This window comes from Moritella sp. 28 (assembly GCF_018219435.1).
Classification (GTDB): Bacteria; Pseudomonadota; Gammaproteobacteria; order Enterobacterales; family Moritellaceae; genus Moritella.
In genome coordinates this window covers 2,743,898-2,761,444 of the sequence record NZ_CP056121.1, presented here as the reverse complement: position 1 = coordinate 2,761,444, position 17,547 = coordinate 2,743,898, and the positions used below count along the sequence as shown (strand labels likewise).

The window sequence follows — 17,547 nt, the reverse complement described above, 5'->3', positions numbered from 1 at the left end:
TGAGGTACGTCAAATAATATCTTGTAATCTTTTTTATCAAAGGCTGAATTTTGTTCCGTTTGGTCTTGAAGCAGGTCATTGATACTAATTCAGGAAGTATGAATTAGTGTCTATGATTGTTAAGGTGGGATAGGTATTAAAGCTCCGTCAAAGCACAAATTACATACTTTGACGGGCCATAATACACTAATTTCTTAGTGGTATTTATGCAGGTTCACTTGGTGTCACCGCATTTGTAGTGTAGTAGTCAGTGGTTGACGTTAATGCCGTATTCAGTTTAGAGCGGCTAGTTAAAAATAAAGCACCCTTTAATACTTTCTGGTTTTTAGTAAATAATGAAGGTAGCGGCAATACAGTCATCTCTGAATAGATGTTAAGGGCTTCGCAAACTTGCCCAAGCGAGCGATAGTTGTAAGATAAACTTGACCGTAACGCGGTCAATTGTGCTATCGAACCTCCATGCCCAACAAGTCCGCCACCGACAGCGCCAACAACAGCGCCAATACTGGCACCCTGTAGTGCTGCATCCCCAATTGTCCCCGAATTCTTAACCCCAAATGCCTGATTATTTAGGAAGTTTAAGGTATTGCTACTCGCACTAAGCAAACTGGTGCTTGCCGAGCCGAAGGCTGCTCCGGCCACAACACCTGCAGCAGTAGAACCCGTCGCAGAAACAGCCGCAGAACCCGCTGCGAAAGCCCCAACACCTCCTGCTGCCGATGCTGCACCACCTACTGCCCCAATGGCTGTACCTGTGGCAATATAACCCACAAGATCCCACCCGGTTTTGTTCGCTTTTACACCTTGGTATGCTGCCGTTGCACCACCGATAGCGGCCCCAATTAACGCCCCTATAGCAAGAATCGCTAAAAATACCTCTTTACCGTTTGGATCGACAAATATGAGAGGGTTGTTGCCCGCGTATACGTAAGGTGAAAAGAACTCCATTTCAGGATCGATCATAATAAAACGGCCAATCATCGGGTCATATAATCGAGATTTATAATTATATAATCCAGTTTGTGGTTCATACTCCTGCCCAGTATAAAGATAATCAAACATAAACTGCGGTGATTTAATTATCTCTGGCGTACCATAAACATCATAGTTGTATTGGCCGACGACATTATTATGTTCATCTAGCAGCATACGTGTTGATCCTAAATGATCTTTGAGTGCGACGAAATACTGATTGTCATAATATATCACGGTACATCCTGGCAGATGTATGTAACGTTTTATTTTATTTTTACCATCAACTTTATCAATTTCAACAATAGGATTATTTGCTAAACCATGGATATAAGTACGCTGAAGCACTGAATCCTGATCTAATGTGACCTGTTTAATCACTCGCTGATTGTTGGCATTATAATGATAATCGACTTGATCATGAGTGTTGTTGCCTGGTAGTGAGATGGTATTTGTCAAACCATTACCACGACTATAAGCAAATTGCATTTGAGTACCGTTACCGTCTGTAATGGTATCAACCTCGCCATTTTCAGTATAAGTTAGTGTTCTGTTGAACGTGTCGCCTTGGATGCTAGCGAGACGATTACTATCTGTTTTAGTCGTGTAACTGTGAATGGCATCATTGATTGCATGGCTCTCGAAATTACCGTTAGCATCCATACTCCATTGATCCGTTGTACTGCTGTTTTTTGCACTCTCTATTCGGTTAAGGTAATCGACAGTAAAACAGCGATCATCATCCTGTTGTACTCCCTTTTTATATTGCACACTCTGCTTGGCAATTGCGCCGGTGTAATAACCGTCGCCATCACAGCCTGCTTCAGTGTATTGTAATGTCTGATCTATACAATCATCGTTAATATTCGATATCCAACCCGTCGGTAAGTAAGAAAAATCACGAGTCGCCATTGCTGTATTATTTACAGGGAGTAGGCCAACTTGTGCTAAATCACCTTCCTGCGTGTAACTATAATTCGCTAATCGGCGTGATTCTGACTGTGGCGTTTTACTATCAACTCTAATCAGTTGCCCCAGTGGGTTGTAAGTGTGAGCGACGGTTAGATTAGTCACACTATCTGTGGTGGTTAACAAGCAACCCGCTGAGTTATAAGTATAATCTATAACATAAGTGCAGTTCTCTGGTTCGGTCAGTATTTGCTGGCATTGAGTGGCATTACCCATTCGATTATAATTATAACTTTCATAAATATCACCCCTGAATGTGTCTCTGTTGTTGCTAATTGTTTTCCACAACTTATCAAGCATATTAGTCATGCGGCCATCATCACCAAACCAATGTTTCCTACCATCACCATCAAACCAATGCTTGGTGCAGGTGGCAACATCTTCGGATGTATCTCTGTTATTGCTAACGGCCTGCCACAACATACCAATCATATTAACGGTGTCATCATTGCCATCAAACAAATATTTACTACACCAAGTATCCTCAATAAGAGGCAATTGAGGCGAATTGTTTGCTCTTTCCTGTAAAAGCTCTTCATCCCAGCTAGACTCATCACTGCCTTTTTCTATGATCCTTTGTTGCTGGTCATATTTGAAATAGTTAAGATAGTTTTTTTCTGCCGCTGTGGCACTTTGTATAAATCGCAATTGGTCGAGATGATCATAAATATATAAGCTTTTCCCGACATCAGGGCTAAAGCTACTGATTTGCCGTCCTAAGAAGTCATAACAATAGGTCGAAGCTAGAGTCGGCATAACCTCAGTGTTATGACCTGAAGCTCGTTCAGCATAATACTTGGGTGGTAAGCTTGCTATAACTTGGGATTTACGATCATAAGCCCAACTATATTTTATATCAGCAGTCGCGTCAGGATTTTGTTGTATCACACCGAGGTATGAAGGTTCCTGTTCACTGTCTTGATTTTTTTGGTTCTTCTTATGATTCAGCACATCCACATAACGGGTTGTAATATTGCCATCAGGATCTGTCGTTTTGGTTATAAAATACTGACCAATTGGTAGTGGATAGAAAAATCCTGGATCATTCTTATTATTTCCATACTCCATTGTCGTTATATGATTATTACCCGTATTGGTAATAGCAAAACCTTTACCCGGTTTACCGAGTTGAACAGGGCGTTGGATTGGCGAAGGCTCAAATACAGTACGACTAAAAGGATAACCTTCGGCATCGCTATGATATTTGACTACGTCACCAGTGATAGGACTACCTAGCCAAATTGAATCGTTACAACCGCCATTTGTTACATAATCAGTATGATAGGAAAATGGATTGATAACATCTTTACTGGTAACTCGCGAAGGTTTCACCATGATTGCAGCTCTACCAATATTGTCATATAAGGTTGCAGTTAAGATCACTGAATCGCTAGATTCCATCTGAATCGTTTGTCGTTCTTTGCTTAAACCATCTTTATAAGACAAACTTAAGGCGATGTTTTCACACACCTGAATAGCAGAAAAACTGCCCGGTTTTTGCATTCCCAGCAAGACTTGATTTTGCTGTAATCCACTGGATTGATAATTGAATAAACAAATACCATTGGCGTAGAATAATACTCGGTCATCAAACACGGTTAACAGCCATTGTGCTTGAAAATCCACATCCTCAACGGTTTGTAATTCTGTCAATGTACCCGCGTTATCTTCAACTAATAACCATTTGCTGCTATTCCATATAACGTATATTTTACCCGTGCCTAATGAAACGGTATTGCTGCTATCGCTATTCACAATGACATTGACAGCAAGACTATCGGCTGCAAAATCCTTTCGTTGTATCTGTGCACCTAATGTTGCTGAGTTTGTATTCTGCAGTTGTAACTTACGCTTAGTGACCTGCCAGTCATCGACACCACAGTTAACAAAAGTATAATCTTGTAACGCGTCAATATTGAATTGGTCATAAAACCCCATATCCTGAGCATCGATTACGAGGTCAAAATTAGGTGTATGGATGGGAAAGTCTATGTCGTCGTCAATTTCTGTGATTTGACGTGCCATAAAGTCGGCATTAATATTTAAGGTATTTTGATCAACACCAGTATGGGAAATAGCATTGTAGCAAAGATCGTAAAACGTTTTTTCACATCGTCCATTCGCTGTGAGTTTCGCCGTAGGTAAAAGCAGGTTCAAATCATAAACATCTGCTTTAACATCACTGTTTAGCGGCATCCACAATAATGAATCAATCCGTATAAAGGTGTCGGCAGTATTGAAATCGGTGCGAATATCAAGTTGTATTTCACTGCCACTTAAACTAGAGTCATCAGGATTAACCACCCATTGCACATACTGCCATTTTCCGTCAGGTACAATATTGATAGATTTACTTACTTGATTTGAACTCGCATCACTTAGCGCCATCGTCATTTGATAGGTACTCGCTGATGGTGTTGTTTTAAACCAACCGGAGAAAACATAATCTTGCGTTAATGCACTAAGGGTAATCGTTTTTCTCAATATTCCAGAACTGGTTAGATTAAAACTATTAAAACCACTAAAGGAGTCAGTCGTGATAATGCCATTATTTTCGCTAACAGGCGTACCTTGTCCTTGTGTAAAAACCCATTGTGTAGTCTGGTAGTCTTCAAAGCTATCGTAGCTCACACCATTTTCTTCAATACCTGCATTGTTGAATGAAGCAAGGCTAAAGCGTTGATCATCATCATAAATAATAGTACTTTTTACTTGGTTAGCATTGCTTTGTTCAACAATACCACCCATTGCGTTACGGGAAAGTATATTATTTGTTTTTAACCATTTGTCATCAGATTGGGGTTCATCCCAGTATGGAAAATTACCCACATTATCTTGAGTCGCGACATAAGTGGCATTCTCTGCCCAATATTGATTATCATCGCATTGCCATTGTTTCCAAGTGTATGCATTCGCTGACAGTAGTTCAAAATCGTGTGCTACAGCGTCTTTGGCCTGTACCTGAGTTTGTACAACGGGCTTAAGCAAATTCTGTTGCCACATGCCGACGTATTTTTCATAAGCATAATCGGTTAGGGTTTGCTGAGTTAACTCTTCACCTGTACTTGAAAAATAATTGAACGATGTTTTTTTAGGATTACCAGAAGCCAAAGCATATTCAATCCGATTAATAGTCGCAACGCCGTCCTGCATTGATGCTGATTGGTATATTTGTGGTATGCCACCATATAATGCCCGTAATTTAGAATCTAACGCATCTATAGCGATTTTTGTTTGTACCCGCCAACTCGATATATCTGAACTAATCAGGGTACCAGAGGCATTATATTGTTGTTTAGACCACAGTTGGCCGTCTAGCATTGTATAGTGCTGATTGGCTATATCATTATCAACGGGATGAAGGAATTCATCTTTGCCCTGAGGTAATCCATTGAAAAATTTAGACACGATGTAACCATTTTGCTGATCATTACTTTTTAAACAGCCGCTGTATTCAGTGACGGTTTGGAATTTAATAATCGTGCCTGTGGCATCTTGTGCGGCCGATTGATCGCTGTACTGGTAGCATTTATTTTGCGTATCATAGCCGGTTTCGATTTTAATATTATCAACCACATAGGCCGAGATTGGTTTTTGTGTCGATTCATTGGCATAACGGTGTAATGTGATTTGTTTAGACGCGTTAGGATTAGCCTTTATAGCATATGTGACAAATCCCATCGGAATAGCAGGTAATTTACCATTCAGTGACTGTTGATAGTGATATTGTTTATCCAACAGGGTAGTCACTTGTTGTTTTTCAAATTGTTCGAGTACCGGGTGACCGTCACTACCGCGGATGAAATCACCATTACGCAGAAACGCAATATAAGTTGCAGTCGGCAGACCTTCCTCATCCACTGTCATAAACGCAATAAAATAAGGCGCTTGATTAATAATAGTACTGGTATTAATCGTCAATCCTTGTAATGCAGGCAATTGGCTAAAATCAGTTAATAGAAAATCTTCATTGATTATATTTTGGTCTTTTGGATCTTTCCATTCATTATATACGCCACGGTTATAAACTTTACTACCATAAGTACAGTAGGTGGATGTTAACGAAGGGTAAGCTTTATTTTGCCTTAATGACTCTGACTCATGCTCACTATCTTCCAATACTATTGACTGCCAAGCTGCGGTAGTATCATTCTTATTTAGGTAACTTAATTCAACGAAAATCCCGGAATCAGTATTTTCTGATTTTAAAATACTGTCTGCAGTATATTCATACCAGTAATATTGAACACTAGGATTGCTAAATTGACTATCAAATTTAATATCGACATATTTGTGTTGCCATTTTATGCCATCAAAGTAATAAACGTTTGGACCCGATCCAACCAAGGTATTATCTACAACCTGAGGGCCTAGGGCCCCTTGTATAGGTGCTGGTATGCTGGTGAAATTATTGAGACAAACATTATCGATTTTAGCCAAAGCTAGCTGTTTAAAATCTTCATTCCAAGTTAAAATTTGCAGTGCGTAGTTAAATGTCGTCATATTTGAATTACCAATATAATCGGTGATATAAGACATTGCTGCAAAACTTTCGGCAGGGGCAAAGTTAAAATAGGAGGTGTTTCTAGAAGATGGAATAGAAATAGCGCTAGTATCTAATGTTCCACCTCGATGCCAGTCAAGCGTTTCATCATCCTTAAGACTTGAAGACTGGTAGTCAATAACCAATTTACTTGACGGTGGTTCCTGGGTCTGATCATGGCATAAAATGACATAATAGTTACTCGATGCTGTCGTGTAATACTCAACCTGACTTGCCGTACTACCTTCCGGACACAGTTGTGGGTCATCTGTTAAGCTGCTCACCTCCCAACTTTGATTATTTCGGTTCCACCCGTAACGATCAATGACCTTATCTTCATTATTATCGACACCATTGACAATAAAGAAGTCATCGCCATTCGATATATGTAAAGTCTCAGAACCATACTCGTGGCTTTGATATTCATTTTCTTGTTGTTGAATTTCCCAATTACCTTGACGTAAATGAGAGCGGTTAAATAAATACACGCTATTAACATACGATTGACTCATTGCCATTAAGAAGCTGTTATCGCTAGTGGCAATTTGTAGTTTATCAATATCGATGCTTTCATCAAAAATAAACCATTGCTCAGTACTTTGATACCAGGTTCCTAACCAGGTGAAAACATTAACCATCAAGCGGCTTTCGTCTTCACTATACCAAGCACTTACAATATAATTTTCACCAAACCAAACTCTGGGTTTATCTTCTTTATCTGCACCAAAAGGGTTATCAATGGATTTGTTTCGTGCGCCTTGCTGCTCGTTTTCAGCGCCATCACCGACCATAATCTCTTTATAGTTGGCGGTAAATTTTCCTCCTTCAGGGTAAAGTATCTCGGTTAATACACCACGGTTTTGATTCGTATCTTTGGTAAAATTATAAGTGAACTGAATACCAGGCTTAGTGACATCTTGTTGGAAATATTGCTTAATACCTTTTAAATAACGCTTGTAACAGGCTCCATAAGCAAGTTTGGCCAGAGGTTTCGCATTACTTGAAGGCTCAGGCGTCAGATTTTGTAACTCATAATAGTCAAATTCCACCCGACTGATGGTAGTTTGATTCGCATTAAACAAGCCTATTTCACTTAGAAATAAGGTATCGTATTGGCTCTGGAAAGCATCTGCAGTTTCAGCTGGCTGTGAAGGATTTTTATGGGGATCTAGATATTCTTTAGGCGCAGTTAATTCACTATCATCATACACTTTATTGTCATAAATATATTGTAGTGACCAGCCAAGATCATTACTGATCTTTCGTACGTGGCACTCTTTAGTGTAGAAGAGAGAGTCCGCTCCGTTGCCCACTGTTTGTTTTTGGACTTGATAGTCATATAAATAATGGTTGCCATAAATGTTTTCTACTTTGGCTAAATTCCAAGCGGTAATCGTTTGTTCACCTTTTGCTTCACAAGTATCACCGACCCAGTTATTCCACTTAACCCCATATTGCAACGTATTGGCATTTTTCTCGACGAGGTTACTACCATAGGTACAGATAGTTCCATCTTCTTTGATTATTTCCCATCTTTGGTATTCCTGATAATAGCTGATTTGCCAATACTGGAAATTTTCTAGCTCAAAACTTTGGCCTGCGGTGGTTAATTCATATTGCCCATTATCAGTCATGCGTAAGTTATAAACTCGTTCATTTCCATCGTCATAGAGTAAATAACTGCTATCGTCTTGTTGTTCAATACGAGTAGATGTTGATAACTTACGATTAAAATTTTGCCATTGCTCTTGAACAATGTTATCACTTGACCTATTTCGTAACAGGCTTTGCACTACATCAGATGTGAGTAATCCAATAGTCCAAGATCGGGGTATCGCTACCAGTTTTTGTGTCGCTCCTTCAGTGATCATATAATAATTGTCATCTAGCTTTGATCCATTACGTTTAGCCGATATAACGATCCGTTCATAAGGTATACTCCAGCCCATCCCTACAATGCCAGTTGGTTTATCCTGATTCCATTTTTCTACAGAGAATTGCGCATTACTTTCGTACAGCATTGTGATTTTGCAATCGAGACCATTACTGCCTGGTAATGCTGTTACTTCAAGTGGGAAGCTAAGGTTACCTCGAAAAAGATTAACCATTTCGGATTTCCCAATATCATCACCACCAAATTGTTCGAGTGTAAGGCGTGGAATTGCGGATTCATTATTATGGGTTTGTTCTGCAGTCGTCATAATTACATACCTTTTATTAAATTTTTGTAATATATTTTTAACGGGCACTTTGTGTTGTCAAGTCGCCGGAATACAACAAAATTTCCGATAGTAAAGTTGCAGATAACAACAAAATGCTGTTCAATTTTGAGCCGTGATTGCTTAAATCAATTTGTTAATAAACGATTATCTTGGTGATAAACGGAATATAAGTCACGGTTGAATTTGTCTGGAATGTTTTTTCTATTATATCAGCCACTACATTAGCCATTAATGGTAAGCATTGAGCGCGATGACCAATACTTCAACTTCACCGTATATAGCGTTAAAGTCGTCATTACCTTGATTGAGCTTTTGATGGTCCCAATTATTGATGTTTTTAATTTATTCGCGAACCACTGGCTAATTACATTTAGCCAGTGGCGAGTACTTTTTAGTCTATTTCTGCGATGACTAACACGTCAACTTCACCGTATACAGCGTTGTAGTCATCAGTACCTTGGTTGAGCTGAACTGATACAGGTACTCTTACTTGATTACCTGCAGCTAGAATTTCACAATTACCCACTGAAGCACCAATTCGCTCAACGGCGTAATCATTGCCATATCTAGCATTAAAGCCTTTAAGTGCAGCATGCGCTTCGTTAACTTTAGATCCAAATGTCACTGTGACAAAACCTTTTAATTCAAGTTCACCATCGTCTGATTGTTCCATTACGATGCTGCCTGTTGCGCATTTTGTTTTCATTTTGATTATTCCTATTGTTGGTTGATTGTTATGACAATAAGTCATGTATATTCTTAACTTTTAAGGGATTTTTCTTTCTTAAACCCCTCAATAAAGCTAACAGTCTATTTACTTTATGTAAACATAATTTACCATTATTTAACACTTTATTGGTATTTACTTAATGTGCATTGTGATGTTGGTATTTAATGGTGGGGTACTAAAGGGGGGCGGTTATGCCGCAGAGTCTTACAATGGCTAATACTTATTTTAAATAAACATTTTCAACCTTTTTTCATACCTCTAGTCGATTGTTGATTAGACCTAAAGTTCATACCATTGATGTGTTAATTTGATGGATTAAAAGGATTTTACATGTCAACGATGTCGTTAAAACACCTAGTGGATAAATTAAACCAAAGCGGGAAAAAGGCACTAGAAGGGGCTGCGGGACTTTGTCATTCACGCAGTCAATTTACGGTTGAGATAGAACACTGGCTATTACAGCTGGTCGAAAACAAACAAGATGATATAGGGATAATCTGTCAGCTGCAGGGCATCGATGTACAAGTGCTTATCAATGAACTTAATTTATCATTAGAACGACAAAAAACCGGGAATAGCGCAGCGCCAAGCCTCTCTCCGCATATAATTACCTTGTTAAGGCAAGCTTGGTTAAATGCGACGATTGAGTTTGACGAACAGCAGATCCGTTCCGGTATTATTCTTTATACATTGCTTAGTGACGACAGTATTAATGCTATGTTGTCTCGTCATGTTCGCCAATTTGAACGATTATCAGCGGACTTAATTCGTGATAATTGGTCTATCATCACCGAAAAATCGACAGAGCAAAGTAGCCTTGTTGGTGTGTCTAATGCGGGCGTAGCAACAAACAGTAAAACACCATCGTTAGATCAATTTACGGTTGATTTAACGCAAAAAGCCCGTAGTGGCAAGATGGACCCTATTTTAGGGCGTGACCCAGAAATAAGACAAATGGTCGATATTCTTACCCGCCGACGTCAAAACAATCCAATATTAACCGGTGATGCCGGTGTTGGTAAAACCGCGGTTGTTGAAGGGCTTGCACAACGTATCGCAGCGAAAGATGTCCCAGAAAGTCTACAGCACGTGCAATTACGTGAACTTGATCTTGCGCTTTTGCAAGCGGGAGCAGGGATGAAAGGTGAGTTTGAAAACCGTCTTAAAGCGGTATTAAATGAAGTAAAACAATCTGCTAACCCAATTATTTTATTCATTGATGAAGCACATACCATGATTGGTGCTGGTGGCGCGGCAGGTCAAAATGACGCCGCAAATATACTCAAACCTGCGCTTGCTCGTGGTGAGTTACGTACTATCGCTGCAACAACTTGGGCTGAATACAAAAAGTATTTCGAAAAAGATCCGGCATTAACCCGTCGTTTTCAAGTTGTTAAGATCGAAGAGCCTTCTATTCCAACTGCAGTCACTATGTTACGCGGTATTTTACCTGTCATGGAGCAACACCATGATGTTGTTATCACTGCAGATGCCCTCCAAGCTGCAGTGGCTTTATCTAAACGTTATATAAACGGCCGTCAATTACCGGACAAAGCAGTGGCCTTATTGGATACCGCTTGTGCTCGCGTTGCAATTAGCCAGGCTGCAACACCGGGTTTAGTTGAAGATTTACAACGTCAGCAAGCGCAGCTTGAAGCTGAAATTAAACTGCTTGAGCGTGAGAAGTTATCTGGCGATGATCACAGTGACACAATTAGCATGTTACAAGCGAGGCTTACTGGCATACAAGATAACTTAGCTATTGAGAAACAAGCTTGGCAAGCGCAATCAGAATTAGTAAAAGCTATTCAACAACAAATTGCAGATATTCATGAAAATGGCGTACAAGAAGAAAAATATACTCGACTTAAAGCGTTAAAAGCACAATTACACCAAGCTAAAAATACCATGGTCTACTGGCAGGTTGATGAACAAGTTATTTGTGAAGTCATTTCTGACTGGACAGGTATCCCATTAGGTAAAATGGCACAAGATGAACTGGAAACAGTGCTTAACCTCAGTGACGAAATGAAGTCACGTGTTATCGGTCAAGATCATGCGATTGATATGATTGCTAAAACAGTTCAAATCTCGCGTGCGCAACTCAGTGATGAAAGTAAACCCAATGGTATTTTCATGTTAACGGGTCCAAGTGGTGTCGGTAAAACGGAAACCGCGCTCACACTTGCCGAGCAGGTTTATGGCAGTGAAGAAAATATTATCACGATTAATATGTCCGAATATAAAGAAGAGCATAAAGTATCACTGCTTCTTGGTTCACCTCCCGGCTATGTTGGTTTTGGTGAGGGCGGCGTATTAACCGAAGCTGTTCGCCGTAATCCTTACAGTGTGGTGTTACTCGATGAAATGGATAAAGCAGCTCCTGGCGTGCAAGATATTTTTTATCAGATCTTTGACAAGGGCTGTGTTAAGGATGGTGAAGGGCGAGATATCGATTTTAAAAATACCATCATTATCATGACATCCAATGTAGGTACTGACACGATAACAGGCTTGTTTGCCGATCCAGACACTGCCCCTGAGTTAGAAAGCTTGGCAGATTGTATTAAAGCAGATTTAACCGCGGTATTTAAACCCGCGTTCTTAGGACGTGCAAACATAATTCCGTTTGTGCCGTTAACGGATGACATGTTAAGTACGATTGCTCAATTACAAATAAATCGTTTGGCTGCGCGAATTCGTCGTAATCACAATGCTGATTTTACAGTTGATAATGAAGTAATTACTCAAATTGTCAGTCGTTGTCATGACGTGGCATCAGGTGCCCGTACAATCCATAACTATCTACAAAATACCTTGTTACCTGAAATATCAGTACAAGTATTGGAAGCAATGACTAAACAGGTTGAATTTAGTCAAATAAACGTTATTACGAATGAAGAAAAATTCATTATCACGCTCATTTAAAACGAAAAGTATGAGATAGAAAACCATTCTTTTTATTGGGTGAAAGCATACTTGGAAAACTTGTATTACAGAGTGGTAATTTAGATAATGTAATTAGCTGTTGAAGCGCAGATTTGTTTATTTATTATAGTGTTAAGTAAACTGACTGGTAATTTGAAATATATTTTAGAGATGGTTTTATTGATAAAACTATTGTAATGAAAAGCTTATTTAAGCAATTTAAAAGGATGATAAAATGCAAGCAAATACGTATTTAAATTATGAAGGGATTGCTGGTGAATCTACTGCTCAAGAATTCCCAGATTTAATCACAGTATTATCGTTAGACTTCGGTACAACCCGTGTACTAAGTTCTTATACTGGTACTGCGCAAGATCGTGAAGCAAGTTCTGCAAAGCTTAATGATGTAACGATTACAAAATTACAGGATAAAGCGTCACCTGAGCTATTTAAAGAATCGACAATTGGTAAAGGCAAAAGTGCAATCTTCCACATTACTAAGCAGGGTAAAGGTATCGAAGAGATCATGAAAATTGAACTTACAGATGCAATGATTAGCGGCTACCAAGTTTCTGTTCAAGGTGACCGTCCTTTAGAAACGATCACAATCAGTTATACAGAAATGATGATGACTGTAACGCCGACTGATGATCAGAATAATGTACAAGCACCACTTGTATATGGTTACAGCGGTGTAACTGGCCAACAAATGTAAGTTTGCTGGTTTCACAGTTGGGTGACTTAAACAGTTGCCCAACTGTTTCGTTACACTTGTTCAGTTAGGAAATAAAATGGCAGCGGCTACTCAACAACATTCAATGATGAAAATCACCACACCATTGGGTGGTGACGCCTTACATATTACATCTCTGTCTATGCAAGAGAGTATGTCATGTCTATATGAAATGGATGCTTCAGTTTATTCTGTTGGCAACGAAATAGACCTACAAGCTCTATTAGGTCAATCTGTTACGATTGAAGTTAGTGCAAATTCGAACGGTAATGTTCAAACACGTTTTTTAAATGGCATTGTTACATCTGTTTCGGGTGGTGAAACTGCTCAACAAAAATCAGATAGCCAATTTAATGTTTACAATTATGAAATAAAAATCAGTCCACAATTTTGGCTTTCTACCATGCGTAGTAATTGCCGAATTTTTCAAGATGTTAGCATGCTTGATATTGCGACAACGATATTTGGCGATCACAATGTCACTTTTGTTGATAATTCAGGTAAAGCTTTTCTCCCTTACGAATATTGTGTTCAGTATCATGAAACTGATTATGATTTCTTACAGCGTTTATTTTCTCAAGAAGGCATCTTCTTTTATTTTACTCAAACAAATGGCAGCAATACCTTAGTACTTGCTGATGTAGGGACTCCCCATACTGCGTGTGCTGAAAACCCTTTGCATCAAACAGATATAATTATAGCTACACCTCATGTTTCAGGATGGAATAATGTGGTTGCGGTTAAGCACGGTAAAGTGAGCTTAAGAGCGATTAATTTTGAGCAACCGTTATTAAATTTAGACGGTATTTCTGGTACAACGGATTTCCCCGGGCATGATAGTTTAGAATTATTTGAATATGAATCAGGTAATATCAAAGCGGGTCAATCGACATTAACGGCCAAATCTTACCTTGATCAATTGCAGGCTGAAAAACAAAAATATGTCGCTATTAGTGATTACCTCACCATTGCTTGTGGCAATACGATCCAGTTTTCTAAACATAATACAGATGCGCTTATTAACAAAGACCTGTTGGTAATAGAAAGTGATTTAATTCTGAGGCAAGGATCACAACATGATCGGTCTTCAAGTGCGGGTATTGAAATCTATAATGAATTTCATTGTGTTCCTATAACTGCAAGTTATCGACCTAATACCAAAGTACAAAAGCCGCTTATTCGTGGTGTGCAAACGGCCATTGTAACGGGTGCTGCGTCGGACGAGATATATGTTGATTCTTACGGACGCATTAAAGTTAAATTTTATTGGGATAGGCTAGGTACATCAGACGAGAACAGCTCTTGTTGGATCCGAGTTTCTCAAAATTGGGCGGGTAAAAACTGGGGCGCATTCTTTTATCCCCGTGTAGGGCAAGAGGTATTGGTATCATTCTTAGATGGCGATGCTTCACAGCCTATTGTTATTGGCGCTATTTATAATGGCGATCAAATGCCAGCCAATCCTTTACCGGCCAACAAAACTCAAAGCGGTATTCGGACTCACTCAACAACAACTAACGGTAATGCAAACTGTAACGAACTGATTTTCGAAGACAAAATCGGCAGTGAATTGTTAGGCTTTCGTGCCGAGAAGGATCATCAATTAGTTGTCGTTAATAATCAGACCGACACTGTAGGTAATGACCGCACAACAACGGTCACCAATAATGACACATTGACAGTGACCAATGATCAAACGCAAACCGTCAATAACGACCGTAATAGCAAGATCGCTAATAATGATACGCTCGATGTTGGCAATATACTTAAACTTAAGGCTGCAACTGAGATTAAGCTTGAAGTTGGATCGGCTAGCTTATTAATGAAAAGTGACGGAACGATAAAGCTTTCTGGCGTTAATATCGAAATATCAGGCACAAATGTCAAAGTTAAAGGCTCTGCAACTAATATCGAAGGGTCAATGGTTGTTGTGAAAGGTTCTGTCGTTAAAATTAATTAGACTTATTTTATTATCTGGTTTTAGAAAAGGATTTTTATGGGAATGCCAGCGGCCACAATGACGAGTTTTCATGTATGCCCAGCAGTTAGCGGAATAGTGCCTCATATTGGAGGCCCTGTTATCGCCGGTTCGCCTACTGTGCTGATTGGAGGACTACCAGCGGCAAGGTTGGGTGATAAAATGGTATGCTGTGGACCACCAGACACGATTGTGAAAGGATCTTCGACGGTTCTCATTAATGGCAAACCTGCTGCTCGAATGGGAGATGCCGCTGCACATGGTGGCAAAATTGTTGCGGGTGTTCCGACTGTGTTAATAGGTTAGGGATTGATATGGATGTAAAGTCTCTACTTTCGTTGATTGGCCAGGCCGAAACTTATTTTCAACAGCGAGAACGTTGCTTTGACAATTGTTGGTCAACGCATTTACAACTCAAGCAACTTGACCAACAAGCTGCAGGTTGGTTTTATTTATTAACGCAGCAAGGTGATGCATTATCATCGCTAGATATAGATAAACCCACTTGGCTCGATTTATTATTAGCGCAAACTGTCACTGAATTAGTGGAACTCGTCAAACATCGCACTGCGATTAATGGTAGCGATAGGATTTGTCTGCAATGGTGGTCTCAACGTCATAATGGTGCTGCGTTAATTGCTGCGCTTATTACACTGGAAGCAACAGCAAAGCAACCATCAACACCGCAGAGCTTGTTAACACAAGAGTTGTTATGTGTAATCGCCAGCGCAACGCCTGTTATTAGCGATCAATTCAATTTTCTTCATGTCGATAATATTAAGCCCTGTATTCATTTTATTAACCAGCATTTGGGCAAAGCATCGCATATCTGGTCTAGTCACTTTTTAGACGCAGAAACGACAGCGCAAAACAGTAAAAAGTTATTAGCATTGAGCTTATGTCGAGGCACTTTTCCTGTCAACTTACCTGTGTTAAGCAGCGCGTTATTATCAGACAAATCTTTATTGAAACAATATGTTGTTCAAGCAGATAGCCGTTTGGTTGGGGCTTTAATTAATGAATTGTCTGCCCATAACGATAATGCCAAATTTGTATTATCACTCATGGCATTTAGCGGATATAAACAATTTATTCCTTGGTTGATCCAAATGTTAACCGCTGGTTTTTTAAGTCACGCTGCTTTTGCTGCTTTGCATACCTTATTAGGGGCTGACCTTGAGACGCAACTACCCGCTAAATTATATGGTGAGTACGAACCTGAATCTCAAGTAGACTTGCTGGTGGCGTTGAAACAGTCATTGAGTGATTGGTGGATATTGCACCGCGATGAATTCCCAGAGCGTATATTGGCGGGTAAACCAATTAATGAATCAAATATAGACTTTATCTGGCAGCAAGGAAACATTTCTCAATGCGAGGTTGCTGCTTATCACTATTGGTGCATGAAGGCTGAACATCGTTTAACGGATGCGCGTGGGTTTAATATCGGAGGGATGCTATGAAGTTTACGGTGGTCGATTATGCCGGTGAATTTGGTTGTCATCCTAATTCAATCGATTCTGTTTTGACTGGGCTAACACCGGATATAGGCTTAACAGAGCTTACTGAATACGCGCAATTTAAACCAGTCAAACAAGTTATATTTACTCAATCAGAATTGGCCGATAGCCGTATTGACCGATGGCAAATATTAATTAACGTTGCGTTAGCAAACTCGAATTTAATTGAATTAAGTCAAGATGCTCCAGTATTGATGGTATTGCCTTATGTCGATGCTAAATTTAGCCAGATGCAAAATAATTTGATTGATTCTGTGATTGCTATTTTACCTGCGTGGACAAGGCACCCTAACAGCCATTATTACTTGCTGGGGAGTGCGGGTTTTTATCAGGCATTGCGCCAAGCGGACGTATTACTCAGTAGTGGTATGGAACAGGTGGTGATTGGTGCGGTAGACAGTTGGGCGACAGAGCAGGGTTTGCTAAAGTTTATCGGTCAGTTCAGTGATTATGATTCTGTTGTATTACCAGCTTCGGAAGGGGCTGTCTTTATTGTGTTGTCTCGGCAGTCACAGGGTATAGAGGTGTTAGATTGTGGTATGGATGTGGTGATTGATCGACAAGCTCCAAGTGGCCTAATTGCAATTATTGCGGATCTTGTCGCTAAACTAACTCAACCTGTGCAGTATTTGTCGCTGTGTCATTCCGGAGATGAAAGCTTAGATCAAGTCGGACACAACACACTTGGTGCTATTTCAGGGCTTTACGATGCTAATACTCAGTTTTTAACACCACAAATTACGCAAGGCGATATTGGCGCTTGCTATAGCTTATTACATTTTTTACACAGTTATCATCATTATAAACAGCATATCTGGCAGGGAACTAGCCTACAAATGGATACGTCGTCGCTGCCCTATGTGGGCGCAGCGATTTATCGCTGGTGTGACTGAGTATTTATCGCTGGTGTAACAGATTAATTACCGGCAGTAAGACACCTTATTATTGAAAA

At 39.7% G+C, this 17,547-nt stretch carries 8 protein-coding genes; 6 read left to right on the top strand and 2 right to left on the bottom strand.

Annotation, left to right across the window (positions count from 1 at the left end; genetic code table 11):
• Positions 1-204: 204 nt before the first annotated feature.
• Entirely contained in the window at positions 205-8,685 is an 8,481-nt protein-coding gene (locus HWV02_RS12270) for an RHS repeat-associated core domain-containing protein (protein ID WP_211687966.1), read from the bottom strand.
• 412 nt (positions 8,686-9,097) lie between these two features.
• Complete coding sequence (locus HWV02_RS12265) at positions 9,098-9,412, bottom strand: hypothetical protein (RefSeq protein WP_211687964.1); 315 nt, start codon at positions 9,410-9,412, stop codon at positions 9,098-9,100.
• Positions 9,413-9,766: 354 nt separating this feature from the next.
• Between HWV02_RS12265 and tssH the strand changes: the two genes are divergently transcribed.
• The 6 genes from tssH (at position 9,767) to HWV02_RS12235 (ending at position 17,488) form a co-directional block, all read left to right on the top strand.
• Entirely contained in the window at positions 9,767-12,364 is a 2,598-nt protein-coding gene (tssH, locus tag HWV02_RS12260) for a type VI secretion system ATPase TssH (protein ID WP_211687963.1), read from the top strand.
• A 235-nt stretch (positions 12,365-12,599) separates the two neighbouring features.
• Positions 12,600-13,079, top strand: a complete 480-nt coding sequence (locus tag HWV02_RS12255; protein ID WP_211676089.1) for a type VI secretion system tube protein Hcp — start codon at positions 12,600-12,602, stop codon at positions 13,077-13,079.
• Positions 13,080-13,155: 76 nt separating this feature from the next.
• Positions 13,156-15,057: a type VI secretion system Vgr family protein gene (locus HWV02_RS12250; RefSeq protein WP_211687961.1), complete on the top strand. Its 1,902-nt coding sequence runs from the start codon at positions 13,156-13,158 to the stop codon at positions 15,055-15,057.
• A gap of 36 nt (positions 15,058-15,093) precedes the next feature.
• On the top strand, positions 15,094-15,381 hold the full coding sequence (locus tag HWV02_RS12245; protein WP_211687959.1) for a PAAR domain-containing protein: 288 nt from the start codon (positions 15,094-15,096) through the stop codon (positions 15,379-15,381).
• 8 nt (positions 15,382-15,389) lie between these two features.
• On the top strand, positions 15,390-16,538 hold the full coding sequence (locus HWV02_RS12240) for a hypothetical protein (RefSeq protein WP_211687957.1): 1,149 nt from the start codon (positions 15,390-15,392) through the stop codon (positions 16,536-16,538).
• Entirely contained in the window at positions 16,535-17,488 is a 954-nt protein-coding gene (locus HWV02_RS12235) for a hypothetical protein (protein WP_211687955.1), read from the top strand. The genes HWV02_RS12240 and HWV02_RS12235 overlap by 4 nt, the downstream gene beginning before the upstream one ends.
• Positions 17,489-17,547: the final 59 nt, after the last annotated feature.